This window comes from Gordonia sp. CPCC 205515, from assembly GCF_048537925.1.
Taxonomy (GTDB): Bacteria; Actinomycetota; Actinomycetes; order Mycobacteriales; family Mycobacteriaceae; genus Gordonia.
Map to the genome: position 1 here is coordinate 1 of NZ_JBCLVJ010000001.1, position 23,748 is coordinate 23,748.

The 23,748-nt window shown below is 65.6% G+C and carries 23 protein-coding genes; 11 read left to right on the plus strand and 12 right to left on the minus strand.

Annotation, left to right across the window (positions count from 1 at the left end):
• Positions 1-288 precede the first annotated feature (288 nt).
• Complete coding sequence (locus AAFP30_RS00005) at positions 289-744, minus strand: SRPBCC family protein (protein ID WP_419227780.1); 456 nt, start codon at positions 742-744, stop codon at positions 289-291.
• A gap of 300 nt (positions 745-1,044) precedes the next feature.
• A complete protein-coding gene (locus AAFP30_RS00010) occupies positions 1,045-1,647 on the minus strand; it encodes a DUF4262 domain-containing protein (protein ID WP_419227781.1) in 603 nt (200 codons plus the stop codon).
• A 169-nt stretch (positions 1,648-1,816) separates the two neighbouring features.
• Here AAFP30_RS00010 and AAFP30_RS00015 point away from each other — a divergent pair, with 169 nt between their 5' ends.
• The gene (locus AAFP30_RS00015) at positions 1,817-3,523 is read left to right on the plus strand and encodes an alpha-keto acid decarboxylase family protein (protein WP_419227819.1); all 1,707 of its coding nucleotides are present in this window, start codon (positions 1,817-1,819) and stop codon (positions 3,521-3,523) included.
• Between the two features lie 168 nt (positions 3,524-3,691).
• Here AAFP30_RS00015 and AAFP30_RS00020 read toward each other — a convergent pair whose 3' ends face one another.
• The 10 genes from AAFP30_RS00020 to AAFP30_RS00065 all read right to left on the minus strand — a co-directional run bounded on the left by AAFP30_RS00020 (position 3,692) and on the right by AAFP30_RS00065 (position 17,164).
• Positions 3,692-6,895, minus strand: a complete 3,204-nt coding sequence (locus AAFP30_RS00020; protein WP_419227782.1) for a helicase HerA domain-containing protein — start codon at positions 6,893-6,895, stop codon at positions 3,692-3,694.
• Positions 6,895-7,521, minus strand: a complete 627-nt coding sequence (locus AAFP30_RS00025; RefSeq protein ID WP_419227783.1) for a MarR family transcriptional regulator — start codon at positions 7,519-7,521, stop codon at positions 6,895-6,897. The genes AAFP30_RS00020 and AAFP30_RS00025 overlap by 1 nt, the downstream gene beginning before the upstream one ends.
• 42 nt (positions 7,522-7,563) lie before the next feature.
• Positions 7,564-8,784, minus strand: a complete 1,221-nt coding sequence (locus tag AAFP30_RS00030) for an MFS transporter (protein WP_419227784.1) — start codon at positions 8,782-8,784, stop codon at positions 7,564-7,566.
• Positions 8,781-9,527: a respiratory nitrate reductase subunit gamma gene (gene narI / locus AAFP30_RS00035; protein WP_419227785.1), complete on the minus strand. Its 747-nt coding sequence runs from the start codon at positions 9,525-9,527 to the stop codon at positions 8,781-8,783. The genes AAFP30_RS00030 and narI overlap by 4 nt, the downstream gene beginning before the upstream one ends.
• 4 nt (positions 9,528-9,531) lie before the next feature.
• Complete coding sequence (gene narJ, locus AAFP30_RS00040; RefSeq protein ID WP_419227786.1) at positions 9,532-10,179, minus strand: nitrate reductase molybdenum cofactor assembly chaperone; 648 nt, start codon at positions 10,177-10,179, stop codon at positions 9,532-9,534.
• Positions 10,176-11,840, minus strand: coding sequence for a nitrate reductase subunit beta (gene narH, locus AAFP30_RS00045; RefSeq protein WP_419227787.1), 1,665 nt, complete (start codon positions 11,838-11,840; stop codon positions 10,176-10,178). The genes narJ and narH overlap by 4 nt, the downstream gene beginning before the upstream one ends.
• Positions 11,840-15,550, minus strand: a complete 3,711-nt coding sequence (locus AAFP30_RS00050; RefSeq protein ID WP_419227788.1) for a nitrate reductase subunit alpha — start codon at positions 15,548-15,550, stop codon at positions 11,840-11,842. The genes narH and AAFP30_RS00050 overlap by 1 nt, the downstream gene beginning before the upstream one ends.
• 164 nt (positions 15,551-15,714) lie before the next feature.
• On the minus strand, positions 15,715-15,996 hold the full coding sequence (locus tag AAFP30_RS00055) for a hypothetical protein (RefSeq protein WP_419227789.1): 282 nt from the start codon (positions 15,994-15,996) through the stop codon (positions 15,715-15,717).
• A gap of 31 nt (positions 15,997-16,027) precedes the next feature.
• Entirely contained in the window at positions 16,028-16,360 is a 333-nt protein-coding gene (locus AAFP30_RS00060; RefSeq protein ID WP_419227790.1) for a cupin domain-containing protein, read from the minus strand.
• A 48-nt stretch (positions 16,361-16,408) separates the two neighbouring features.
• Positions 16,409-17,164, minus strand: coding sequence for a DUF2127 domain-containing protein (locus AAFP30_RS00065; RefSeq protein WP_419227791.1), 756 nt, complete (start codon positions 17,162-17,164; stop codon positions 16,409-16,411).
• A gap of 17 nt (positions 17,165-17,181) precedes the next feature.
• On the opposite strand from AAFP30_RS00065, the gene AAFP30_RS00070 reads away from it, so the two are divergent.
• The 10 genes from AAFP30_RS00070 to map all read left to right on the plus strand — a co-directional run bounded on the left by AAFP30_RS00070 (position 17,182) and on the right by map (position 23,734).
• Complete coding sequence (locus AAFP30_RS00070) at positions 17,182-17,850, plus strand: hypothetical protein (protein WP_419227792.1); 669 nt, start codon at positions 17,182-17,184, stop codon at positions 17,848-17,850.
• A 252-nt stretch (positions 17,851-18,102) separates the two neighbouring features.
• Entirely contained in the window at positions 18,103-18,501 is a 399-nt protein-coding gene (gene rpsH / locus AAFP30_RS00075; protein WP_419227793.1) for a 30S ribosomal protein S8, read from the plus strand.
• A gap of 15 nt (positions 18,502-18,516) precedes the next feature.
• On the plus strand, positions 18,517-19,053 hold the full coding sequence (rplF, locus tag AAFP30_RS00080; protein WP_419227794.1) for a 50S ribosomal protein L6: 537 nt from the start codon (positions 18,517-18,519) through the stop codon (positions 19,051-19,053).
• Between the two features lie 3 nt (positions 19,054-19,056).
• Complete coding sequence (gene rplR, locus AAFP30_RS00085) at positions 19,057-19,461, plus strand: 50S ribosomal protein L18 (RefSeq protein WP_419227795.1); 405 nt, start codon at positions 19,057-19,059, stop codon at positions 19,459-19,461.
• 43 nt (positions 19,462-19,504) lie between these two features.
• On the plus strand, positions 19,505-20,149 hold the full coding sequence (rpsE, locus tag AAFP30_RS00090; protein ID WP_419227796.1) for a 30S ribosomal protein S5: 645 nt from the start codon (positions 19,505-19,507) through the stop codon (positions 20,147-20,149).
• A gap of 3 nt (positions 20,150-20,152) precedes the next feature.
• Positions 20,153-20,335, plus strand: a complete 183-nt coding sequence (gene rpmD, locus AAFP30_RS00095; protein WP_419227797.1) for a 50S ribosomal protein L30 — start codon at positions 20,153-20,155, stop codon at positions 20,333-20,335.
• The gene (gene rplO / locus AAFP30_RS00100) at positions 20,335-20,775 is read left to right on the plus strand and encodes a 50S ribosomal protein L15 (protein ID WP_419227798.1); all 441 of its coding nucleotides are present in this window, start codon (positions 20,335-20,337) and stop codon (positions 20,773-20,775) included. The genes rpmD and rplO overlap by 1 nt, the downstream gene beginning before the upstream one ends.
• A 255-nt stretch (positions 20,776-21,030) precedes the next feature.
• Positions 21,031-22,353, plus strand: coding sequence for a preprotein translocase subunit SecY (secY, locus tag AAFP30_RS00105; protein ID WP_419227799.1), 1,323 nt, complete (start codon positions 21,031-21,033; stop codon positions 22,351-22,353).
• Entirely contained in the window at positions 22,350-22,904 is a 555-nt protein-coding gene (locus AAFP30_RS00110) for an adenylate kinase (RefSeq protein WP_419227800.1), read from the plus strand. The genes secY and AAFP30_RS00110 overlap by 4 nt, the downstream gene beginning before the upstream one ends.
• A gap of 35 nt (positions 22,905-22,939) precedes the next feature.
• On the plus strand, positions 22,940-23,734 hold the full coding sequence (map, locus tag AAFP30_RS00115; protein WP_419227801.1) for a type I methionyl aminopeptidase: 795 nt from the start codon (positions 22,940-22,942) through the stop codon (positions 23,732-23,734).
• The last annotated feature ends 14 nt before the right edge of the window (positions 23,735-23,748 follow it).

Below are 23,748 nucleotides of genomic sequence, written 5' to 3' on the forward strand. Positions count from 1 at the left end.
AGGTCCCACAGCATCGCGCGGATCGCGGTCAGCGTCTGGAGGTAGCCCGCACCGTCGATCGGTTCAGGATGCTCGGCGACCGGGTCCGGGCACGGAGCAGTAGCGGTTGTCATGACGAACACCTTCCACATCACAGGGTGAAACGGGAGGCAGGCATTTCTCGTCATCATAGGGTCGGCGACAGTCTCGGAAACCGTTGCCGGTGTGCATCTTTCATCAGTGTGACCTGCTAGAGCCACTATAGCCTGGGGTACCGACAAGATTGGGCGGCCGTGGTCGCGCGTTGGTTCAGGCGCGGTCCGCGACCCACGCATCCACCAAGTCGGGGATCGCCTCGACACCGCCAGTCAGTGCGTGCTGATATGAGCGAGTGACCACGGCATCCGCAAGTCTGCCGAACAGTCCGCCGAGTCCGGCCTCGGTGACCATCCGAAAGGAGAACTGTGTGCCCTCGCCGGTCTCCTCGAGCTCGGTCCAACTGGTCATCGCAAAGGCCGAGCGCGTTGTCGTGAACTCAGTGCCCTTGCCGGCATCGACACGCGTGAACTCTCCCGTCCAGTCCATGGTCTTGCCCAGAACACGGGTCTTTCCGCTCCACTGGGAGCCCACCGCCATCGGTTTGCCGTCGGAACTGATTGAAAGGGTGCCGGGGAGGTACGCGGCGACATTGTCGGGATCCTGGCACCATTCCCAGACAGTTGCTGCGGGGTGATTGATGATGACGGACGCGCTTGCTTCAGGCATGATGTGACCTCTTGTGAATGTTTGACGTTGCCTGCTCGCCAGTGATGGCGGTGTCAGAGACCTCGTGCGCCCTATCAGAATACGCCGGTTGTTACCGAGTGTCGTCTATTATTCCTTTGCGTAACAAAGGAATTCGGATAAACTTCACGCGGTGCAACGCTGCGCGGTGGAAACATGTTTGGTCACGCGCATATTCATCTGCGCGGTCAAGGGGTTGGTGAAACTCCGCGGCTGCGCCGTCCCGTCGGGCGATGACCCCGGGACCGGCGACGCTCGCCGCCGGCCCCAGCGCCACCCTGATCAGCGACGTTTCCGTGCGGCGACTCGACGCTCCGCTCGGTTGGGCCCGTCATTCCGCAAGATCACCCGCCGCCCGCGAACGCGCTCCGCCCCCGTGCCGACGACGCCCTTCAACAGCTGGGTGACCTGGTCCAGCGAGTACTCCTCTTCCCACGGGTAGGAACCGTAGTCGTCGGGCCAGACGACCTGCAGCGCAGGTGCATTCGGAAACAGCTCGTTGGTGATGAGCAGGTCGTCCTTGTCGATCATCTCGATCAAGTGGATCGGCAGGTCAAAGGACTCGAGGGCCAGCGGTATGCGGTGATCGATGAGTTCGTGCCAATCGTGGTGATGCAGGATGTTGACGAGTTCGTTGAGCACGTCGCAACTGGTCTGCGCATCGAGGCCATAGACCGCGAGTTCGGGCAGCGAGTGCAGCGTGGCGCCGGTCGTGTAGGCGAAGGAGCAGTCCGGTGGTGCGCACGCCGGTGAGCCGCAAGTGCACTGCTCGCTGATCGCGGTGATCGCCCACCCGTAGCTGCGGATCGTGGCAATCGTTTCCCGCACCAGCGGGTTGGGATGCCAGCGTCGAAGTCCCCGGATCGCGGAGGTGTGGTCCGACATGTTCGCTCCTTTGTTCGAAGGTGAGATGAGTAGACCACCGGGGTCCGACAACATGCGTCCACCGATCGGGGGAGGTGCGATCCACCGGAAGTTCGGCCGGTTGGTCGATGGGTACGCGGCGGCGTCCGCGGAACACTCGAGTCACCAACGAAAGGGCCTGACCATGAACATCGCAGAGTCTCGCTACACCGTCGCCGACTATCTCCTTGACCGTCTCGTCGAGCTCGGCGTGGGCACCATGTTCGGTGTGCCGGGGGACTTCACCCTCGGTTTCCTCGACCATGCCGATGCGCACCCCGACCTGGAGTGGGTGGGCACCGCCAACGAACTCGACGCCGGATACGCCGCCGACGGATACGCCCGCATGCAGGGATTCGGGGTCGTCTGCACGACCTTCGGTGTCGGCGAACTGAGCGCGATCAACGCGATCGCCGGCGCCTACGCCGAGCATGTGCCGGTGTTGCACCTCGTCGGATCACCCACGGAGGCCGTGCAGGCGGCGGGTCGCCCGACGCACCACTCCCTGGGTGACGGCGACTTCGACCACACCATCAGAATGGCCGGTGAGGTCACCGTCGCCCAGTCGATGCTCACCGCCGATACCGCGACCACCGAGATCGACCGCGTCCTCGCTGCGATGGTGGCGCGTAGCCAACCCGGCTATCTGTCGCTGCCCGCCGACGTCGCCGAGGCACCCTGCGCGCCGCCCGCCACTCCGCTTATCGTGCAGACGGTTTGCACCGACCCGACGGTATTGCGTCGGTTCTCCGGCGCCGCGCGTCGTCTGCTTTCCGACCGGTCACCGGTCGTGCTCGCCGACATCTTCGTGCACCGCGCCGGCGCCCAGGAAGAACTCGATCAGCTCATCGACGTCGGTGGCCTGCAGTATGCGTCACTGCTGTGGGGACGTCGGGTGGTCGACGAATCCGGCCCCGGTTACCTCGGCGTGTATGTCGGGTCCGCCAGTGGGCCCGAGGTGCGAGAGGCCGTCGAGGATGCGCCGGTGCTGGTGACAGTGGGCGTGTATTTCACCGACCTGATCAGCGGCCAGTTCAGTCAGCGCCTCGATGCCGACCGCCGCATCGACATCCAACCACACACCGCCGTCGTCGGCGGGGAAGTGTTCTCCCACATCGAGATGCGTGACGCCCTATGCGTACTCGCGGATCTGGTACCGCACGGCGGGCCCGCCACAGTTCTCGAGCCGCAGAGGCCGGCGATGGTCGCCGTCGACGCCGAAGCACCGCTCACGCAGGAGTCCCTGTGGTCGACAGTGGCGGCATCGCTCACCTCGAACGACACGGTGCTCGCCGAACAAGGCACGAGCTACTACGGGATGGCGGCCCATCGACTCCCGCACGGCACGATCTTCATCGGGCAGCCGCTGTGGGCGTCCATCGGCTATACGCTGCCGGCCATGCTCGGCGCGGCGCTCGCCGCACCCGATCGACGCCCGGTGCTGCTCATCGGTGACGGGGCGGCGCAGATGACCGCGGCCGAACTCGGCACGATCATCCGCCTTCGGGTCCCGGCCGTGATCGTCGTGGTGAACAATAGTGGCTACACGGTGGAGCGGGCCATCCACGGTCCGACGATGTCCTACAACGACATTGCGCCATGGCGCTGGACCTTGCTGCCGTATGCGCTGGGTGGTGACGGCGGCAGCGCTCGGACTCACCATGCCACCACTGTCGCCGAGCTCGCCGGCGCGCTGGTGGACGCGACGATGCACCCCGACGCGCTGGTGATCATCGAGGCGGTTACCGCTGCCGATGACGTCCCGCCGGTGTTGGCGTCGGTGGCGCGGGCTGCGGCGCAGGCCAATTCGGCTCCCACATGCCGGCCGGTACAGGACCGAGCGATCACGCCGCGGTGAGTGCGTGCGATGCGGCGGGTGAGCGAGTGGTCTCGATACGCTCGCTCGCTGGCGCTCGCGGGCTACTCGACCAGCGAAGGGCTCGCTCGCTGGCGCTCGCGGGCTACTCGACCAGCGGAGGGCTCGCTCGCGGGCTACTCGACCAGCGGTGGTGAGGGGTTGGGCCGATCACCCACGCGCGATGGCCACAACCTCATCCTCGGTGGGTGGACTCTTCGGGTGGTACGAGAGGCACAGGGGGCTCTGGACTTTGGTGAACGAACCGCCGTCGAGAGCCGCGTAGAAGACCCCCGTCGGCAACCGGCCGATGTCGGGCACGGAACTGCCCTTGGCCCTGGCGATTTCCTGCGCCGCGGTGATCTGTGCAGGACTGTGCAGCAGGCCGTAGAACTGGGAGGCTGCGTTGCCGGGGATCTTGTTGTCCAGCCCCTTCGGCGCCTGGGTCGCGAAGACCAGTCCGAGTCCGTACTTGCGGGCCTGCGAGGCGAGCGCGAGCGTGCTCTGCGAGCAGGCGGTGGTGCGGGTGGCCGGCGCGAAGTTCTGTGCCTCGTCCATCACGAACAATCCGCCGAGCGGTCTTTCGCCGGCCGGATGTTGTTTGATCCAGGCGAACAACGCCATCTGGAGTTCGTTGACGAAGTTGTTCCGCTTGTCGTCGTTGCCGAGTGCGGCGAGATTGATGACCGAGACCCGCGCGCGAAAGCCGGGCGACGGCGTCAACAGCGCGCCCGGGTCGGCGGGCGCGCCGTCGCCGCCGAACAGTGGATCGTTGGCCTGGGCGGCCTTCAGGTTCTCGGCGATCTCCCGGGCGAACCTGCGCGCGTTCACCAATTCGCTGACACCGTCGGGCAAATCCGCCAACAGGTCAATGAACTCGCCGATCGATCCGCCGGACTGCCGACCGAAATAGCGCAGCGCGTCGAGCAGTACGGCGCGCGACTGGACCGCCTTGGCGGTTTTGCCCTCCACCATCGCGCGTGGGGCCAACCCGGCCGCGGCCGAGGAGACCGCGGCGGTGAACTCGTCGGGATCGTCGCGGACCTCCGCGAAGTCGGGGAGCGGTGGAAAGCTCAGGGGCCGACCGGTACTGCGGCCGGGTGTGTACACCACGACCTCGGTATCAGCGAGATAGGCCGCGGCCTTGCGCTGTTCGTCGTCACCCCACTCGCGGCTGTCGGACGGCCATGCGGTGCCCAGTCGCGCGAGGTCGTTGTTGATGTCCAACACGATCGACGAAACACCTTGTAACGCACATTCTTCGATGATCCGACGGATCAATACGGTTTTGCCGGAACCGGATCCGGCGAAGATCGCGATGTGTTTACGCAGTGTCTCGAGGTCGACGGCCACCGGCCTTTCCGTTCCGGAGACGACGCCGAGCGGGATCGACGCGGGAGCGGCTGCTCGGGCCGCGCCGAACATCACGTCCGTCGCCGTCTTACTCAGTGCGGGAACGGCATAACGGTCGCCGCGCTGAGCGGGAGTGGTCGCAGGGCGGACCGGCGACACGTTGCGGCGCGGCAGTACATCCGCTGGACCGGTCGGCGCGGGGACCGGATTCGGCGGTGCCGGCACCGTCTCCTGCGCCGCCGACTCGAGGATCTCCTTGATGAAACCGACACGGGCAGCGGGGTTTCGGTGCGCCGTCCACTCGCTGAGAAACTCGGAACGCTCCGCCCGCAGCCGCTCGAGTGCCATGAGCACACGGATGTCGTCGTCGGTCCACGCGACGACCTGACCGCCGCGGGCATGCAGCTCGGTGACCATCTCCTGGGTCTTCGCGCCGGACGGCCACGGATCACGACGCAGCACGATCAACGAGCGCGCCGCGCTGCCGAGCGACAAACCGGCCGCCGTCGTCGCATTGTTGAGCCGAGCTTGCACCGAGCGCGGATGCGTGGCCGACAGCGCCCGAAAGCTCCACGACTGTTCGGCATCGGTCTCGGGGTCCAGGATTCGGACGATCCTGCCGTGCAGCACGGCTTTCGGGCTCGGCTTGGGATCCTGCGCGAAGGCGGCGCCGACATCACCGAGCGCCTCGATCCACGACGCGAAACCGGCCTGCAGCAACGGCGGAACCACCCGGTCCTCGTCGCCGGGTGCCAGTGCCGGCGCCGGATCGGCTGCAGTCAGCAACTCGTCGAACCGACGGTCCAGTTGTGCCAGTTCGGGTTTCTCGGCATCGATCGGTTTCTGTTCGATCGGCGTGGCGCCGGTCAGCGACGTCATCTCGGTGAAGACGTCGGACCGCAGACACCCGCCGATGTGCCGATCCGCCACCCGCATCAACTCGCGCGGGGTGAAGTCGACCGCGGCGGTCAGTGCGCCGTCGGTGACCGGCCACGTGGGATAGGGCGGGGTGAACTGCACTTCGGCGAAGCAGGGCGCAAATCGCTTGGCCAGCAACGCTCGACCGAAGTCGGCCGACGCCGGTCGCTCCAACCGTGGAGGCTGACGAAACCGATCCATGGTGGATGCCATGACGTTGGCTTCCAGGTACTCCCACGCCGCGGTGATCGACGACACCACCGCCGCGGTGCGGCTCATCGTCTCGCGGATCGACATCAGCCCGTGGGCGACGCGTTCGACGGAGTTGGTGTCGTGGCGGTTGTCCGACTTCGCCGCCTCGATCAGCGTGTCGATCTGGTCGACGGCCAGCACGGTCGCGTTGTCGAACGCGATGATTCGTGAGATGTTCTCGACGATCTCCTGATATCCCAAGCGCGCGTTACGGATTCCCCATGCCGCCAGCTCCTCGCCGTCGTCGACGTCGAGATGCAGGAACGCCTCGCCGAGGTCCTTGGTCGCGAAGTCGTCCGCCTCGGTCAGCACCAGTGCCCGCAGGATGTGTTGCGAGCGACGACGATGTCGCGAATGCACCGTGTAAACGGCGGTCACGTAGCGGTCGAGGATCTCCGGTGTCACCGCCTCGGCTCCGGTCACGGCGGCCAGATCCGCGGGGCCGACACCGGTCGCGGCGCCGAGCCGGTCGAGCAGTTGCGCCAGTTGCGAGCGGTGGGTGGGCGTCGGACGGGACAGGTCCTCCAGCATGGCCACCAGCACCGAACGCCAGAAGTCTTCGCCGTCAAGGAGTTTGACCAGGAAGAAGTAGCCGCCGCCGGCCTGGACGCGTTCGCGTACCTGCCCCAGTAGATGGGTTTTCCCGGCGCCGGCCGGTCCTCGGACGGCAACGCCGAGTGGACTGGCGGCGGTACTGCGCTGCGCGTCGCGGAAGGCGCGGAGGATGTCGTCGACGGTGGACTCATGCAGTCCCGGGACGTGCAGCGGCGCCTGGGCGCCCCACACGTCGTCCGGCGTGGCGGCCCAGTCGAGCCGGATCGACTCCAGGGCAGCCCGGGTGGCCTCGTCCATCACCGTTCCTCGATCGCGAACAGGTGGCATGTCTGGGTGCCGACGATCACCGCGGCCGCGCGCTCGTCGTCGGTCAGTAGCGCGCGATCCTCCTGCGGGATCAAACTGACGCCCGGCGTGCGCTGGAGTTCGACCAGCGTCTCGTCGAGCGTCGCTGTATCGACGTCGGAGAGCGCATCGCGCAGGGCGCTCACCGACACCCAGGCGCCGGGTCGACTGGCCAGCGCCGCATAGGCGGTACGTATCCGTTCATCGATCGGTACCGGTCGTGGCCGGAAGACCTCGTGCAGCCGCAGGTCCTCGGTTTCGAGGTAGCGGCCGACGCCCGCCAGCACGGTGTAGAGCGCACGGATCGCGGGGTGCGCGCCGTTCGGTGGGGTTGCGGTGAGTTCGGTTGTGCACCAGACCCAGCCGCGGTCGGTGAGGGAGTGGGCGTAGCCGACGCCGGGGGCCTGCACCGATTCGATGAGTCCGAGGTCGTTCAATCGCTCCCGGCTCTCCCTGGTCAGCTCCGGCGCGAGCTGCCGCAGTTCCGAGTTGGGGACATCGCGCGCCTCGGACATGAGCGCGAAGAGCACCGCGCTCTGTGACGGCGTGAGCGACACGTGTTCCACATCGGTGTTCATCGATGAGGAATATATCGGTAGTGGTCGAACGCGTGCGCGTCGCTATGTCGGCGGCACCCCGGCCGGTCGCCGTTTGATGCCGAATGCGGTGAACAGCGCGGCCGCGGCGGCGAAGAACACGAGCAGGGTCAGTCCGACCGTGTAGCTGTGGTCCTCGGCGTCGTAGGTGGCGCCCATCACCATGGGTGGGAAGAAGCCACCCAGGCCGCCCGCAGCGCCGACGATGCCGGTCACCGACCCCACGCGTTCGGCGGGTGCGGCCTGCGCCACCCAGGCGAACACCGAACCCGACCCGAGCCCCATGCACGCTGCCATCAGTACGAAGTCGATTCCGGCCGGGATCTCCACCGGCGGTTGGGTGATCATCCAGATGGCCAACAGTGCGGCGCCGATGCAGGAGATGAGCGTGATCAGACGGGGTCCGAAACGGTCGGAAAGCATGCCGCCGAGGGGACGCGCGATGACGGCGGCCAGTGCGAAGCCGGCGGTCCGGGTGCCGGCCGCCTGCAGGCCGAAGTCGTAAACGTCTTTGAGGTAGGTCGGCAGGTAGGTGGAGAAGGCGACGAAGCCGCCGAAGGTCGCGGCGTACAGGAACGCCATCTGCCAGGTGATGGGCAGTTTGGCGGCCGCCACGAGTTTCGGTGTCACGGCGTCGTGATTCGGCTGCCATAGCGGCGAGTCGTGCATCGTCATCCAGACGAGGAAGGCGACCAGCACCAGCGCCACCGCGATGATCACGTGTGTCGCAACGTAGCCGAACCAGCTGACGAAACGCGGAGTGAAGAAGGCCGACAACGCCGTTCCACCCATGCCCGCTCCGAAGATACCGGTGGCGAAACCACGTCGCGGCTTCTCGTACCAGGCGTTCACGAACGGGATGCCCACCGCGAACGTGGTTCCCGCGATGCCGAGGAAGAAGCCGAACACGAGCATCAACGGGTAGGAACCCAACTCGCCGGCCACGGCCACCAACACCACGAACGGCGCGGTGGCGATCAGCAGCACGGGGAACATGAGGCGACCGCCGTACCGGTCGGTGAGCGCGCCGGTCAGGATGCGCCCCACCGATCCGACGAGGATGGGGATCGCGACCAGAATCGACTTCTGGGTCGACGAGAGTGACAGCATGTCGGCGTATTTGACGCCGAGCGGCGCGATCATGTTCCACGCCCAGAAGCTGACGCAGAAGGCGAGAGTGGCCAGCGCCAGATTCAGAGCCTGCCCGGACTTCAGGTTGACGGAACTGCTCGTGTTTGTGGTCATCGCTGCCGATCCTGTGTGCCGACGGGAGCCCAACCGGGCTTGGATGAACGGCTACCGGGAGCCTGCGCGACGTCGCGGCTGCGGTAGACGATGTAGGGCCGGAACAGGTAGTGCACCGGCGCGGTGAACGCGTGGACGAGTCGGGTGAACGGCACCATCGCGAACACCAGCATGCCCACCAGCACGTGGATGTGGAAGCGCGCCGGTGCGTTGCTCATCGCCTCGATGTCGGGCTGGAAGTAGAAGATCGACCGGAACCACGGCGACACCGTCTCCCGGTAATTCACCCCCGACGCCCCGGGCACGGTCCCGATCAGCGTGATGTACACGCCGAGCACGAGCGCCGCCGTCAACACCAGATACATCACCTTGTCGTTGGTGGTGGTGGCCATGAATACCGGTCCGGTGCGGCGGCGGCGATAGATCAGCAGCGCCAACCCGGCCAGCGTGGCGACTCCGGCGAGCAGCCCGAAGCCCGCGGCCACCACGTGATACATGTGCTCGGAGACGCCGATCGCCGACGTCCACGACTCCGGGATCACCAAACCCATGGCGTGCCCGATGATCACGACCAGGATGCCGAAGTGGAACAGCGGCGAACCGATGCGCAGGAGCCGGGATTCATAGAGTTCCGACGACCGGGTGGTCCACCCGAACTTGTCGTACCGATACCGCCAGATGGTGCCACCGATCAGCAGGATCAAGGTCAGATACGGCAACACCCCCCACAGCACGATGTCCATCAGGTCACCTGGCCTCCGCAATCGGCAACAGTCGGGGGTCGAACGGTTCGAGTCCCACACTCTCGGCCGGCGGCGGTGCACCCTGCATCGCCATCACGGCACGACGATCGGCCGGTGCCGCACCCGGCAGCGTCGCGCACACTGCCTGCAGCACAGGGGAAAACGGGGATTCGCGATCGGTCAGGGACAACCGGAGGAGTTCGAGAGCCGGCCGGAACTCCCCGAGCAGGTCGGCGCCGGCGGCCGGATCGACGCGCGCCGCGAACTCCAGCACGATGGGTAGGTGGTCGGGCAGTTCGCCGCGCAGGTCGACGAGAAACCCACTGTCGCGGTACCGCTGCTTGACCTCACCGAGTGCGGCGCCGCGTCGGCGGGTGTCGCCGGCCGTCCAATAGGTGAGATACAGCGTGTTCTTGCGGGACAGGTCAAAGGTCTCGATGTAGTTCTGGCGCAACATCGTCGGGTCGGTGGTGCGGAGATACTCGACGAACTCCCGCAGCGCGACGACGGCCGCGTCGGCGGGTTGCTCGGCGAGGGCGGCGTCGAGCAGCGGGATCGAGGCCAGCACGCCGTCGTCGGGGTAGCTCAGGCACAGCGACGACACCTGATAGATCACGGCGTGGTCGGCCGATCGACTACGACGGAGCCTCATCGCTGCTCCGTCCGCCGCGGGAACAAGCCGTCGGGTACCCCGTTGCCGTCCCAGTTGAGCAGGTTGGTTCGACCGGCAAGAGTCTCCGAACCGGTTGCGGTGTCAGAAGTTTGGCGCTGCCGCAGCGCATGGAACGTTTCCACGGACACGGGCGCCGGACGGCCGCTGGCCTCACCGAACGCCGACGAATCGAACATCCCCGGTCCCTCGTCGTAGTCGAGGGCGCAGCCGATCTCCTCGAGTTCGTGCGCCTGCTCGAGGTGGGCGGTCGGAATCACGTAGCGCTCATCATATTTCGCGATCGCCATCAGCCGGTACATCTCGTAGACCTGTTCCTCGGTCATGCCCACCGCCGCGGGGATCGACGGATCGAGTTCCCGGCCCAGGGTCACATCGCGCATGTACGCGCGCATCGCCGCGAGTTTGCGCAGCACCCCCTCGACGACCGCGGTGTCGCCGGCGGTGAACAACTCGGCGAGGTACTCGACGGGAATCCGCAGGGAGTCGATGGCGCCGAACAGGTTGCGGTGACTCTCGGCGTCGTGGCCCTGCTCGGTCAGCAGGTCGACGATGGGCGACAGTGGCGGAACGTACCAGACCATCGGCATCGTCCGGTACTCCGGATGCAGCGGCAGCGCCACGCGGTACTTCTTGGCCAGTGCGTACACCGGTGACCGGCGGGCGGCATCCAGCCAATCGTCGGGAATGCCCTGTGCGCGTGCCGCTTCGATGACCGCCGGGTCGGACGGATCGAGTATCAGGTCCAACTGCGCCTCGTACAGGTCTTTCTCGTCGGGGGTGGCGGCGGCCGCGGTGACGGCGTCCGCGTCGTAGAGGAACAGACCCAGATAACGCAGACGGCCGACGCAGGTTTCCGAGCACACCGTCGGCAGCCCGACCTCCACCCGCGGATAGCACAGTGTGCACTTCTCGGCCTTGCCCGACTTGTGGTTGAAATAGATCTTCTTGTACGGACATCCGGTGATGCACTGGCGCCAGCCGCGGCAGCGGTCCTGATCGACGAGGACGATGCCGTCCTCGCTGCGCTTGTAGATCGCCCCGGACGGGCACGACGCCATACACGACGGATTGAGGCAGTGCTCGCAGATCCGCGGCAGGTAGAACATGAAGGTCTGCTCGAAACTGAACTTGATGGCGTCCTCGGACTCGCGGCGCAGCTTCTCCACGATCGGATCGTGCCCCGCCAATTCGGTGGCACCACCGAGATTGTCGTCCCAGTTGGCCGACCACGTGACCTTGGTGTCCTCGCCGGTGATCAGGGATTTCGGTCGGGCCACGGGGAAGTCGTCGCCCAGCGGTGCGTCGACGAGCGTCTGGTAGTCGTAGGTCCACGGCTCGTAGTAGTCGTCGAGGGTCGGTTGGACCGGGCTGGCGAAGATGGTCAGCAGCTTCTGCAGACGGCCGCCTGTGCGCAGTCGCAGACGGCCCTTCTTGTCGAGGTGCCATCCACCGCGCCAGCGTTGCTGATCCTCGTATCGTCGTGGATAGCCTTGTCCGGGGCGGGTTTCCACGTTGTTGAACCAGACGTACTCGGTACCCGCCCGGTTGGTCCACGCCTGCTTACAGGTGACCGAACAGGTATGGCACCCAATGCATTTGTCCAGATTCATCACCATGCCCATCTGGGCCATCACGCGCATCAGTAGGTCACCTCCTGGCTGCGTTTGCGAATGGTCGCGACCATGTCCCGCTGGTTGCCGGTTGGTCCGAGATAGTTGAATGCGTAGGAGAGTTGCGCGTAGCCGCCGATCAGGTGGGTGGGTTTGACGAGTAATCTGCTGGCCGAGTTGTGGATTCCGCCGCGCCGGCCGGTGGCCTCCGACTTCGGTACATCGATGGTGCGTTCCTGGGCGTGGTGGACGTAGCACACCCCGACCGGCATGCGGTGACTCACGATCGCGCGGCACACCACCACGCCGTTGGCGTTGACGCACTCGATCCAGTCGTTGTCGGACACGTCGATCGCCTGTGCGTCCTGCGGACTGAGCCACGCGGTCGGACCACCGCGCGAGAGTGACAGCATGAACAGGTTGTCCTGGTACTCGGAATGGATCGACCACTTCGAGTGCGGGGTCAGGTAGCGGACGGTGATCATGGTGGCACCGTCGGGCCCGAGTCGTGGTTCGCCGAACAGTCGGTGCATATCCAGCGGCGGCCGGTAGATCGGCAGCGATTCGCCGAGATCGATCATCCAGTCGTGATCGAGATAGAAGTGCATGCGTCCGGTCAGCGTGTGAAAAGGCTTGAGCCGCTCGATGTTCACCGTGAACGGGGCGTAGCGGCGGCCGCCGGTCTCCGAACCCGACCATTCCGGCGAGGTGATCACCGGCACCGGCGCCTGCTGGGTGTCGGCGAACCGGATGCGCTTCTCCTCGGAGCCGCGGGCGAGGTCGTCGAGGAGAAAACCCACCCGCTGCTGGAGTTTCTGGAATCCCTGGACGGCGAGCTCACCGTTGGTGGTGCCCGACAACGTCAAGATCGCCTCGGCGAGTTTCTCATCGGTGTCGATCGCCGGCCGACCGTCGCCGGCGCCACCGAGCATCACGCCATTGGCTTCGGCCAGCTTCCGGGTCTGCTCGGGGAGGTCATAGGTGACGTTCTTGACGGTGAACCCCAACTTGTCGGCGAGCGGACCGATGGTGGCCAGCTTGTCGGCGATGGTGGTGTAGTCGCGTTCGACAACACTGAAGTTGGGCATGTTCTGCCCCGGTCTGCCCGGTACGTCGTCCCGCGCCCAATCCTGCACCCGCCCATGGGGTTGCGTGACCTCACCGGGGGTGTCGTGTTGCAGCGGCACGCTGACCAGGTCGCGGCGGACCCCGAGATGCGTGCGCGCCAGCTCGGACAGCTTGGCGGCGAGCAGATGGAAGAGTTCGAAGTCGGTCTTGGCCTCCCACGGCGGATCGATCGCCGGCGAGAAGGCATGCACGAACGGATGCATGTCGGTCGACGACAGGTCGTGCTTCTCGTACCAGGTGGCCGCGGGCAGCACGATGTCGGACAGCAGGGTCGTCGAGGTCATCCGGAAGTCCGCCGACAGCAGCAGGTCGAGTTTGCCTTCCGGGACCGACTCATGCCACGCGACCTCTTGTGGCCGTGGGGCTTCGGGATTCTCGGTGCCCAGCACGTTGTGGTGGGTGCCGAGCAGGTGACGCAGGAAGTACTCGTTACCCTTCGCCGACGACCCCATCAGGTTGGATCGCCACAGCACCAGCGTGCGCGGCCAGTTCTCCGGTGCGTCGATGTCGCTGATCGACGGCGAGAGCGACCCGTTGGTGAGCCGGTCGGCGATGTAGGCGCCGACGTTCGGGGCCGCGCCGGAATCGACTGCGGCGTCGGCCGCGTCGGCGACGTCGAGCGGATTCTCGGAGAACTGCGGATAGAACGGCATCCAGCCCATCCGCGCCGATTGGGCGATGGTGTCGGCGGTGTGCTGGTGGTCGAGCACCCCGCGCGACAGCGGTGAGGCCAGCGATGCGGTCGAATATCCGTCGTTGCGCCACTGCCCGGTGTGCATGTACCAGAACGACGTTCCGGTCATGGTGCGCGGCGGCCGGGTCCAGTCCAATGCGTTCGCCAGGGAGATCCAACCGGTGATGGGTCGGCATTTCTCCTGTCCCACATAGTGGGCCCAGCCACCACCGTTGCGTCCCATGCATCCGGTCAGGATCAACAGCGACAGGATCGCCCGGTAGGTGGCGTCACCGTGGAACCACTGGCAGATGCCTGCACCCATGATGATCATCGACCGGCCGTCGGATTCGTCGGCGTTGGTGGCGAACTCGCGGGCGACGCGGATCGCCGATTCGGCAGATACGCCGGTGATCTCGGCTTGCCACGCCGGGGTGTAGGGAGTGTCGACGTCATCGTAGCCGCTCGGCCAGTCGCCGGGCAGACCGTCGCGCGCCACCCCGTACTGGGCGAGCATCAGATCGAACACCGTCGTCACCAGATGTCCGCCGACGCGGCGCGCCGGAACCCCGCGCCGCAGAACCGATCCGGTCCCGTCCGGTGCGTCGAAGGCCGGCAGTGACACCGTGACCGCCTCGCCGTCGCCGTGCAGACTCAGTGCCGGGGTGACCCCGTCGAGGTCCAGGTTCCAGCGACCCACACCGGATTCCGCGTATCGGAAGCCCATCGATCCATTGGGTACCACCGGCTCCCCGGAGGCCTCGTCGAGAACGACTGTCTTCCACGCGTCCTCCGCGGGAGAATCCCCGGTGGACAGGTCATCGGCGGTGAGGAACTTGCCCGGCACATACGACGGTCCGGTGTCGGTGTCGATCTCATCGAGGCGGATCAGGAACGGCAGGTCGGTGTAGCGCCGAACGTAGGTGTCGAAGAACGGGGTTGACCTGTCGACGAAGAACTCACGGAGGATCACATGCCCCATCGCCATGGCCAGTGCCGCGTCGGTGCCGGCCTGGGCAGGCAGCCATTCGTCGGCGAACTTGGTGTTGTCGGCGTAGTCGGGGCTGACGGTCACCACCTTGGTGCCGCGGTAGCGCACCTCGGCCATCCAGTGCGCATCCGGTGTTCTGGTGACGGGGACATTGGAGCCCCACATCATCAGATAGGTTGCGTCCCACCAGTCCCCGGATTCCGGTACATCGGTCTGATCTCCGAAGACCTGCGGGCTGGCCACCGGGAGGTCGGCGTACCAGTCGTAGAACGACGTCATGACGCCGCCGATCAACTGGATGAAACGTGTTCCGACACAGTGTGACACCATCGACATCGCCGGAATGGGAGAGAACCCGGTACACCGGTCGGGGCCGTAGGTCTTGATGGTGTGGACGTGTGCGGCGGCGGCGATCTCGATGGCCTCGGCCCACGACACCCGCACCAACCCGCCCTTGCCGCGAGCCTGTTGATAGGAGCGACGTCGGATGGGATCGCCGACGATGTCGGCCCAGGCGAGCACCGGATCGCCGAGACGATTCTTTGCTGCACGGTACATTTCGACCAGTACGCCGCGTGCGTACGGATACCGCACCCGGGTGGGTGAGTAGGTGTACCAGGAGAACGCAGCGCCGCGCGGGCATCCGCGGGGTTCGTACTCGGGGCGGTCGGGTCCCACGGACGGATAGTCGGTTTCCTGTGTCTCCCAGGTGATGATGCCGTCCTTGACGTACACCTTCCACGAGCATGATCCGGTGCAGTTCACCCCGTGGGTTGACCGGACGATCTTGTCGTGGCTCCACCGATCGCGGTAGAAGATGTCGCCTGCCCGTCCGCCCTGACGGAACACGGCACGGCCGTCACCGGTCTCATCCCACTTCGTGAAGAACCTGCCGACGTCGAGGAGTGCGGCGGCAGCAGAACCTTGGACGCGTGGCTGTCGGTCCATGGCCTCACGATACGAGCGTCGGATGGCCTGCGCGGGCATATGCGATAAACGGCGCTGGGACAACACCTCAAGGGATCGATTGGGGCTTAATCCGGCCTGTCGCAATCGATCTCACGCGGGTGGAAGGCTGGTTGTGAGGTAGGTCGCGGAACGGTCTCGGTAGCCTAACGGTTGAGCATGTGCTCGCCGGGATGCGCATGTTGCCAAGCGGCCATCGCGGCGTCCCACTGATCGCCGTCGAGTGTCGTCACCGACGCCGGGAACAGGGCGTCTTCCTCCTTGGCGATGTGCTCGTGCAGGTTGAAGATCTCGGTTCGGAACCGATCCTGGTCGGCGGGCGTCGACAGGTCCATCGACCGAAGAAGGGCGTCGAGTGCGCGGACCGCGTCCCCGCCGAGGTTGACCGCGCGCTCGTGCTCGGCGGTGTAGTCACGCAGCAGTGGCATGTCCCGGCATCCGCAGTACTGGCACATCGGGTCAGCCGGCGAGGCGAACGGTCAGCAACACCGCCGAATCCTGTTGTGCCGATAGCCCGTGTCGGGCGTCCGGGATCTCCACGAGATCGCCGTCGGTGCCCTGCCAGGACTCATCGCCCACCGTCAGCGTCACCTGCCCGCGAAGGACCTGCAGGCTCGCCTCGCCCGGACTCTCATGATCGGACAGGACGGTGCCTGCAGTCATCGCGATCACCGTCTGGCGCAGTCGGTTGGACGACTTGCCGTGCACCGTGTGCGCGGCCCGGCCACTGTGCGCATCGCGCGCGGCGTTGAGCAGTTCATCGACGAGTTCGGGTAGGCGAGTGGTCTCCATGTATTCACCATTGCACCAACTTGTCTGGGCGTCGGTGCTTTTGCCGAATCACTCGGTGACCGCGGCCCGCTCCACCGTCAGCAGACTCTCCGAGTGATGTTCGGCGTGATACGCGGCCCCGCCGCCGCGCACCCCGAAGAGTCGTTTGCTCCAGATCAACCAGACCACCGCGGCGATGTTGACCGCGAGCAAAGCGATCCGCACGACGGTGACCCGCTCGGTCAGCTCGTAGATCTCGATCGGCAGGAACAGGCTCGTCACGATCACCGCGAAGTACTCGCCCCACCGTTGCATGAACCACAGGCCGCCGGCTTCGACGAATTGACTTGCGGCGTAGACGATCACCGCGATGCCGATCAACACGATCGTTGTCGACGACAGCGTGAACGATCTCTCGATCCATTGCACCATTTTGGAATCGTCGATGTTCCAGCCGATTTGGTCGGCAAGCGGCCGCAGCAGCGGCATCTCCGCATCGAACTTGTCGCGCAGGGACTGCTGCGAGGATCGGAGACCGATGATGACGATCCCGGCCGCCAACAGGAACAGGCCGCGAATGAATCGCTCCGCGGCGAGCAGTCGCATGATGACCAGGTCGCGGAGAAGTCGCCCGCGCGGTACCTCGGGAGCGTGATCGGCCGGACCGGAACGTCGAGGGTCTCCCGGTACGAACGTCCCACACCGCAGACACCGCCACGATTCGCCGGCGGGCGTCGACACATGGAGCCGTGCAGCCAGATCGGATTCCGCAGGGGCATACGTCTCGTGACCGCGGAGCCCGCACGACAAAAGTTCCCAGTTCACGCTCGTAGGGTAGACGGATGACGCAGAAAGTGATGGCGGCGATCTGGGGCACCGACCTCTCGACGATCCTGCTCGACGGCAGCCTCACCAAGGCGCTGCACGACGCCGGCACCACCCGACTCCAGGTGAACATCAACGACACCGCCGTCGACGGCGCGATGCGCATCAACGAACTCGACCCGCCCATCGACGCCGTCGTGAGCCTGTGGTGCTCGGACCCTCAGGCCGCGCTGACCGTGCTGACGTCGCGCGTCCCGAAGGTCGCGGCCTGGGCGGTGACCGAACGTGTCCCGCTCGATCCCGCACTCCCCGCCGACGGCACCCGCATCGACGCGCTGTCCAACATCGCCTTCCTCCGACGCCCTGCAGACCTCGAGTACGACGAGTGGCGGCGCATCTGGCTCGACGACCACACCCAGGTCGCCATCGATACTCAGGCGACGTTCGGCTACTACCAGAACGTCGTCGACGAACCGCTCACCGCGGTGACCCCGCACGTGGACGCCATCGTGGAGGAACTGTTCCCGATGGCGGCGATCACCGACATGCACGCCTTCTACGGCAGCGGGGGAGACCAGTCCGAGCTCGAGCGCCGGATGACCGCGATGCTGGAGAGCGTGATGCGGTTCGGTGCGGAGCGGAATCTGGATCTGGTGCCGACGTCGCGGTACGACCGGATTCTCTGATTTGGGTCTGGCCAGCAACTTCTCTACACTAGAACGGTTGCCTGGGCTCATCCGGCTGCTTGTCGGTGCTCGGGGACCATAACTGAATAGTCGCCGGTGCCGGTGAAAAGCCAAGGGCACGGGCGGCGAGAACACTACACAACTATCCACTTCGTGGAAGGCCCACCGCAGGTCACGGGATGTTCTTGAGGAACACAAGCCCCGGGATTGGCGCTGTATGGGAACCGCTACGAGAAAGGTTGACGGTCAACCATGACCATGACTGACCCGATCGCAGACTTCTTGACACGTCTGCGTAACGCCAACTCGGCGTTCCATGACGAGGTGACTCTGCCCTCGTCGAAGATCAAGGTGAACATCGCCGAGATCCTCAAGCGTGAGGGCTACATCACCGAATACCGCGTCGAGGACGCGGAGATCGGCAAGAACCTCATCGTCACCCTGAAGTACGGCCCGAGCCGTGAGCGCAGCATCGCTGGTCTGCGTCGCGTGTCGAAGCCGGGTCTGCGGGTGTACGCGAAGTCCACCAACCTGCCCAAGGTTCTCGGCGGTCTCGGCGTGGCCATCATTTCCACGTCCTCGGGTCTGCTCACCGACCGCCAGGCAGCCAACCAGGGCGTGGGCGGCGAAGTCCTCGCTTACGTCTGGTAAGGGGAGGAACACACAATGTCGCGAATCGGCAAGAACCCCATCGAGATTCCTTCCGGCGTCGACGTGACCATCGATGGTCAGAACGTCAAGGTCAAGGGCCCCAAGGGTGAGCTCGCGCTCACCGTCACCGAGCCCATCGCCGTTGCCAAGGAAGAAAACAGCATCGTCGTCACGCGTCCGAACGACGAACGTCGTAGCCGCGCACTGCACGGCCTGTCCCGGTCGCTGGTGAACAACCTCGTCGTCGGTGTCACCCAGGGCTACACCACCAAGATGGAAATCTTCGGTGTGGGCTACCGCGTACAGGCGAAGGGCAAGGACCTCGAGTTCGCCCTCGGTTACAGCCATCCCGTGCCGATCGAGGCTCCCGAAGGCATCACCTTCGCCGTGGAGTCCCCGACCAAGTTCTCGGTCTCGGGTATCGACAAGCAGCAAGTCGGCCAGATCTCGGCGAACATCCGCCGCCTGCGTCGTCCGGACCCCTACAAGGGCAAGGGCATTCGTTACGAGGGTGAGCAGATCCGTCGCAAGGTCGGAAAGACGGGTAAGTAAGCCATGAGTGATACAGCAACCAAAACCACACGTAAGCCGCTCGGCAAGGATGTGTCGACGCGTCGTCGTACCGCGACCGCGAATCGCCACTTCCGCCTGCGTAAGAAGGTCAGCGGCACGCCGGAGCGTCCGCGTCTCGCTGTCAAGCGCAGCAGCCGCCACATCCACGTGCAGCTCATCGACGACCTGGCCGGCAAGACGCTGGCCGCCGCGTCGTCGATCGAAGCCGATGTGCGTGCCGCCGGTGGCGACAAGTCGGCGCAGGCCGCCAAGGTCGGCGAGCTGATCGCCGCCCGCGCCAAGGCAGCCGGTGTCGAGGCCGTCGTGTTCGACCGTGGGGGCAAGGACTACCACGGCCGCATCGCCGCGCTCGCCGACGCCGCCCGTGAGGGAGGCCTGAGCTTCTGATGACCACTATTTCTTTCACCAAAATGACCGGAGGGAACCTCTGATGCCCGGACGTCAGCGTGACGGCGGAAACGGACCCGCCGGAAACGACAACAACAGCAACGCCGGTGGCAACGACCGCCGCGGTGGCCGCGGCCGTCGCGACGACCGCGGTGGCCGCGATCGCGACCAGGAGCGCAACCAGCTCGAGCGCGTCGTCGCCATCAACCGTGTGTCCAAGGTGGTCAAGGGTGGACGTCGGTTCTCCTTCACCGCTCTCGTGGTGGTCGGCGACGGCCAGGGCATGGTCGGCGTCGGCTACGGCAAGGCCAAGGAAGTTCCCGCGGCCATCCAGAAGGGCGTCGAAGAGGCTCGCAAGAACTTCTTCCGCGTGCCGCTGATCGCCGGCACCGTGACCCACCCGGTTCAGGGTGAGGCCGCCGCCGGTGTCGTGATGCTTCGCCCGGCCAGCCCCGGTACCGGTGTCATCGCCGGTGGCGCGGTGCGTGCCGTGCTGGAATGTGCGGGCGTCCATGACGTCCTCGCCAAGAGCCTCGGCTCCGACAACGCGATCAACGTGGTGCACGCCACCGTTGCCGCGCTGAAGATGCTGCAGCGTCCCGAAGAGGTCGCCGCACGTCGCGGACTGCCGATCGAAGATGTCGCACCCGCGGGCATGCTCCGTGCCCGCGCCGGCCAGGGAGCGTAAGCCATGGCAGAACTCAAGATCACCCAGGTCAAGGGCACGATCGGTACCAAGCAGAATCAGCGTGACAGCCTGCGGACCCTCGGACTCCGAGGCATCCGCAAGACCGTCACCCGTGAGGACAACCCGGTCAACCGCGGTCTCATCAACGTGGTCCGGCACCTCGTGACAGTCGAAGAGGTTAAGTAATGACCATCAAGCTCCATCACCTTCGCCCCGCCCCGGGGTCGAAGACCGATAAGACCCGCGTGGGTCGCGGTGAGGGCTCCAAGGGTAAGACCGCGGGCCGCGGCACCAAGGGCACCAAGGCACGCAAGAACGTGCCCGCCGCCTTCGAGGGTGGCCAGATGCCGATCCACATGCGGCTGCCGAAGCTCAAGGGCTTCACCAACCGCAACCGGATCGAGTACCAGGTCGTCAACGTCGGCGACATCGCCAAGCTGTTCCCGCAGGGCGGCACCATCGGCGTCGACGAGCTCGTCGCGGCCGGTGCGGTTCGCAAGAACCAGCTGGTGAAGGTGCTCGGCGACGGCGAACTCGCCGTCAAGGTCGATGTCACCGCCAACAAGTTTACGGCTTCGGCCAAGGAGAAGATCGCCGCTGCCGGTGGCAGCGTGACCGAACTCTGATTTCCTTGTCGTTGTGACCGTCGGCCGGGCCGGCAGCATCATCTCTGGAGCTGCCGGTCCGGCTTTCGGACTCACGAGGCCAATGGTGCTCTGGACAAACCGGGCGTGACGTGCGATACGTGCGCACTGCCCTGACGAGCATCGATGGCGTGACTGTTAGAGTTTGCAGCGTTGTCTTAGACGCTTTGATCAACGTCGATTGCCGAGCACGTCGGGGACGAGAGTCCGTGTGCGTGGTCGTTCTAGGAGGAGTTAGTGTTTTCCCCGCTCGTCGCGGCCTTCAGGACGCCCGATCTGAGGAAGAAGATCCTCTTCGTCATCGGCATCATCGTCCTGTACCGCCTCGGCGCGACGATTCCGTCGCCCGGCGTCGACTACAAGGCCGTCCATGCCTGCCTCGACGAGGTCTCGCATGGCAGCTCGGCCAACATCTACTCGCTGATCAGTATGTTCTCCGGCGGCGCGCTCCTGCAGCTGTCGGTGTTCGCGATCGGCATCATGCCCTACATCACAGCGAGCATCATCGTGCAGCTGCTGACCGTGGTCATCCCGCGGTTCGAGCAGCTGCGTAAGGAAGGCCAGTCCGGCCAGGCCAAGATGACGCAGTACACCCGCTACCTGACGGTGGCGCTGGCGTTGCTGCAGTCCACCGGCATCGTTGCCCTGGCCAACCAGGGCAACCTGCTGCGCGACTGTTCCACCGGCGATCAGATCCTGTCCGACAAGTCGATCTTCGGTCTGTCGGTGATCGTGTTGGTGATGACCGCCGGTGCCTGTGTGGTCATGTGGTTCGGCGAGCTCATCACCGAACGCGGCATCGGTAACGGCATGTCGCTGCTGATCTTCGCCGGTATCGCGGCCCGCATTCCGGCCGAGGGCAAGACGATCCTCGACACCCGTGGAGCGCTGGTGTTCGCGCTCGTCTGTGTCGCCGCGCTGCTGATAGTCGCCGGCGTCGTCTTCATCGAGCAGGGCCAGCGTCGCATCCCGGTGCAGTACGCCAAGCGGATGGTCGGCCGCAAGATGTACGGCGGATCGTCGACGTATCTGCCGCTGAAGGTGAACCAGGCCGGCGTCATCCCGGTGATCTTCGCCTCCTCGCTGCTCTATCTGCCGCAGCTCATCCTGCAGCTGACGCAGGGCAGTGGCGAGCAGTCGGGCTGGCAGCTGTGGGTCAGTCAGAACCTGACCGACCCGGCGAGCCCGGTGTACATCGCCGTGTACTTCCTGATGATCATCTTCTTCACCTACTTCTACGTCGCCATCACCTTCAACCCGGAGGAGCGGGCCGACGACATGAAGAAGTACGGCGGATTCATCCCCGGAATCCGCCCGGGCCAGCCGACCGCCGATTACCTCGGCTATGTGCTGAGCCGCATCACGCTGCCGGGATCGATCTACCTGGGTATCATCGCGGTACTGCCAAACCTGTTCCTCGAGATCGGTAACAGCGGTGGTGTGCAGAACTTGCCATTTGGGGGCACGGCCGTGTTGATCATGGTCGGCGTGGGTCTGGACACGATGAAGCAAGTCAACAGTCAATTGATGCAACGCAAGTACGAAGGATTCCTGAAGTGAGACTCGTTCTTCTCGGCCCCCCCGGCGCTGGCAAAGGTACTCAGGCAGAACTGCTGTCGGAGGCCATCGGCATTCCCCACATCTCCACCGGCGACCTGTTCCGCGCCAACATCTCGCAGGGCACCGCCATCGGCATCGAGGCCAAGCGCTACCTCGACGCCGGCGACCTGGTTCCGCCGGAGATCACCATCGACATGGTCCGCGCCCGCGTCGCCGAACCGGACGCCGCGAAGGGCTTCATCCTCGACGGATTCCCGCGCTCGGTCGAGCAGGCCGACGCACTCAAGGACATCCTCAACGGCCTCGACGCACAGCTCGACGCGGTCGTGTCGTTCGTCGTCGACGAGGATGTCGTGGTCGAGCGGATGCTGGCCCGCGGCCGCGCCGACGACAACGAAGCCACCATCCGCAACCGGATGCAGGTGTACACGAACGAGACCGCGCCGCTGCTCGCGTACTACGGCGATCAGGTCAAGACCGTCGACGCCGTCGGCGACATCCAGGACGTGCATCAGCGCGTGCTGAGCGCGCTCGGCGCCGGCGTCGCCTGACACACGGAAACAAACGACAGGTAACGGCCGCGCCCATGGCTTTTCGTAAACCCAAACCGGTGCCCTTCCGCAGCGCTGGGGAACTCGACGCCATGGCCGCGGCCGGTGCCGTTGTCGGGGCGGCGCTCGTCGCCTGCCGCGATGCGGCCAAGGCCGGCGTCAGCACCCTCGACCTCGACGAAGTTGCCGAATCGGTGATCCGCGGGGCTGGTGCGGTCCCGTCCTTCAAGGGCTATCACGGCTTTCCCGGATCGATCTGCTCCTCGGTCAACGATGTTGTGGTGCATGGCATCCCGTCGGCCGACGTGGTTCTCGCCGAAGGTGACCTGGTCTCCGTCGACTGCGGTGCCATCCTCGACGGCTGGCACGGCGACTCCGCCTGGACCTTCGGCGTGGGCGATCTCTCCGACGCCGACACCGATCTTTCCGAAGCCACCCGACTCTCCATGGAAGCGGGTATCGCGGCCATGGTCGACGGCGCTCGGCTCACCGACATCTCGCACGCCATCGAGTTGGGAACCCGTGCGGCGGAACAGAAATTCGGCCGCGACTTCGGCATCGTCGCCGGCTACGGCGGCCACGGCATCGGCCGTGAAATGCACATGGAACCGTTCCTCGCCAACGAGGGCAAACCCAACCGCGGACCGCTGCTGGTGATCGGGTCCACGCTCGCGATCGAGCCGATGCTCACCCTCGGCACCACCGAGACCTCCGTGCTCGACGACGATTGGACCGTCGTCACCGACGACGGATCCCGCGCTGCGCATTGGGAACACACCGTTGCGGTCACCGCCGACGGGCCGAGGATTCTCACCCCGCGACCTGCCTGAATCCAGTATCGTCG

What these genes read in the sequence shown, in the direction of transcription:
- AAFP30_RS00005 (WP_419227780.1), bottom strand. Translation starts at nt 744, where the DNA reads ATGCCTGAAGCAAGCGCGTCCGTCATCATCAATCACCCCGCAGCAACT.
- AAFP30_RS00010 (WP_419227781.1), bottom strand. Translation starts at nt 1,647, where the DNA reads ATGTCGGACCACACCTCCGCGATCCGGGGACTTCGACGCTGGCATCCC.
- AAFP30_RS00020 (WP_419227782.1), bottom strand. Translation starts at nt 6,895, where the DNA reads ATGGACGAGGCCACCCGGGCTGCCCTGGAGTCGATCCGGCTCGACTGG.
- AAFP30_RS00025 (WP_419227783.1), bottom strand. Translation starts at nt 7,521, where the DNA reads ATGAACACCGATGTGGAACACGTGTCGCTCACGCCGTCACAGAGCGCG.
- AAFP30_RS00030 (WP_419227784.1), bottom strand. Translation starts at nt 8,784, where the DNA reads ATGACCACAAACACGAGCAGTTCCGTCAACCTGAAGTCCGGGCAGGCT.
- narI (WP_419227785.1), bottom strand. Translation starts at nt 9,527, where the DNA reads ATGGACATCGTGCTGTGGGGGGTGTTGCCGTATCTGACCTTGATCCTG.
- narJ (WP_419227786.1), bottom strand. Translation starts at nt 10,179, where the DNA reads ATGAGGCTCCGTCGTAGTCGATCGGCCGACCACGCCGTGATCTATCAG.
- narH (WP_419227787.1), bottom strand. Translation starts at nt 11,840, where the DNA reads ATGCGCGTGATGGCCCAGATGGGCATGGTGATGAATCTGGACAAATGC.
- AAFP30_RS00050 (WP_419227788.1), bottom strand. Translation starts at nt 15,550, where the DNA reads ATGGACCGACAGCCACGCGTCCAAGGTTCTGCTGCCGCCGCACTCCTC.
- AAFP30_RS00055 (WP_419227789.1), bottom strand. Translation starts at nt 15,996, where the DNA reads ATGCCACTGCTGCGTGACTACACCGCCGAGCACGAGCGCGCGGTCAAC.
- AAFP30_RS00060 (WP_419227790.1), bottom strand. Translation starts at nt 16,360, where the DNA reads ATGGAGACCACTCGCCTACCCGAACTCGTCGATGAACTGCTCAACGCC.
- AAFP30_RS00070 (WP_419227792.1), top strand. Translation starts at nt 17,182, where the DNA reads ATGACGCAGAAAGTGATGGCGGCGATCTGGGGCACCGACCTCTCGACG.
- rpsH (WP_419227793.1), top strand. Translation starts at nt 18,103, where the DNA reads ATGACCATGACTGACCCGATCGCAGACTTCTTGACACGTCTGCGTAAC.
- rplF (WP_419227794.1), top strand. Translation starts at nt 18,517, where the DNA reads ATGTCGCGAATCGGCAAGAACCCCATCGAGATTCCTTCCGGCGTCGAC.
- rplR (WP_419227795.1), top strand. Translation starts at nt 19,057, where the DNA reads ATGAGTGATACAGCAACCAAAACCACACGTAAGCCGCTCGGCAAGGAT.
- rpsE (WP_419227796.1), top strand. Translation starts at nt 19,505, where the DNA reads ATGCCCGGACGTCAGCGTGACGGCGGAAACGGACCCGCCGGAAACGAC.
- rpmD (WP_419227797.1), top strand. Translation starts at nt 20,153, where the DNA reads ATGGCAGAACTCAAGATCACCCAGGTCAAGGGCACGATCGGTACCAAG.
- rplO (WP_419227798.1), top strand. Translation starts at nt 20,335, where the DNA reads ATGACCATCAAGCTCCATCACCTTCGCCCCGCCCCGGGGTCGAAGACC.
- map (WP_419227801.1), top strand. Translation starts at nt 22,940, where the DNA reads ATGGCTTTTCGTAAACCCAAACCGGTGCCCTTCCGCAGCGCTGGGGAA.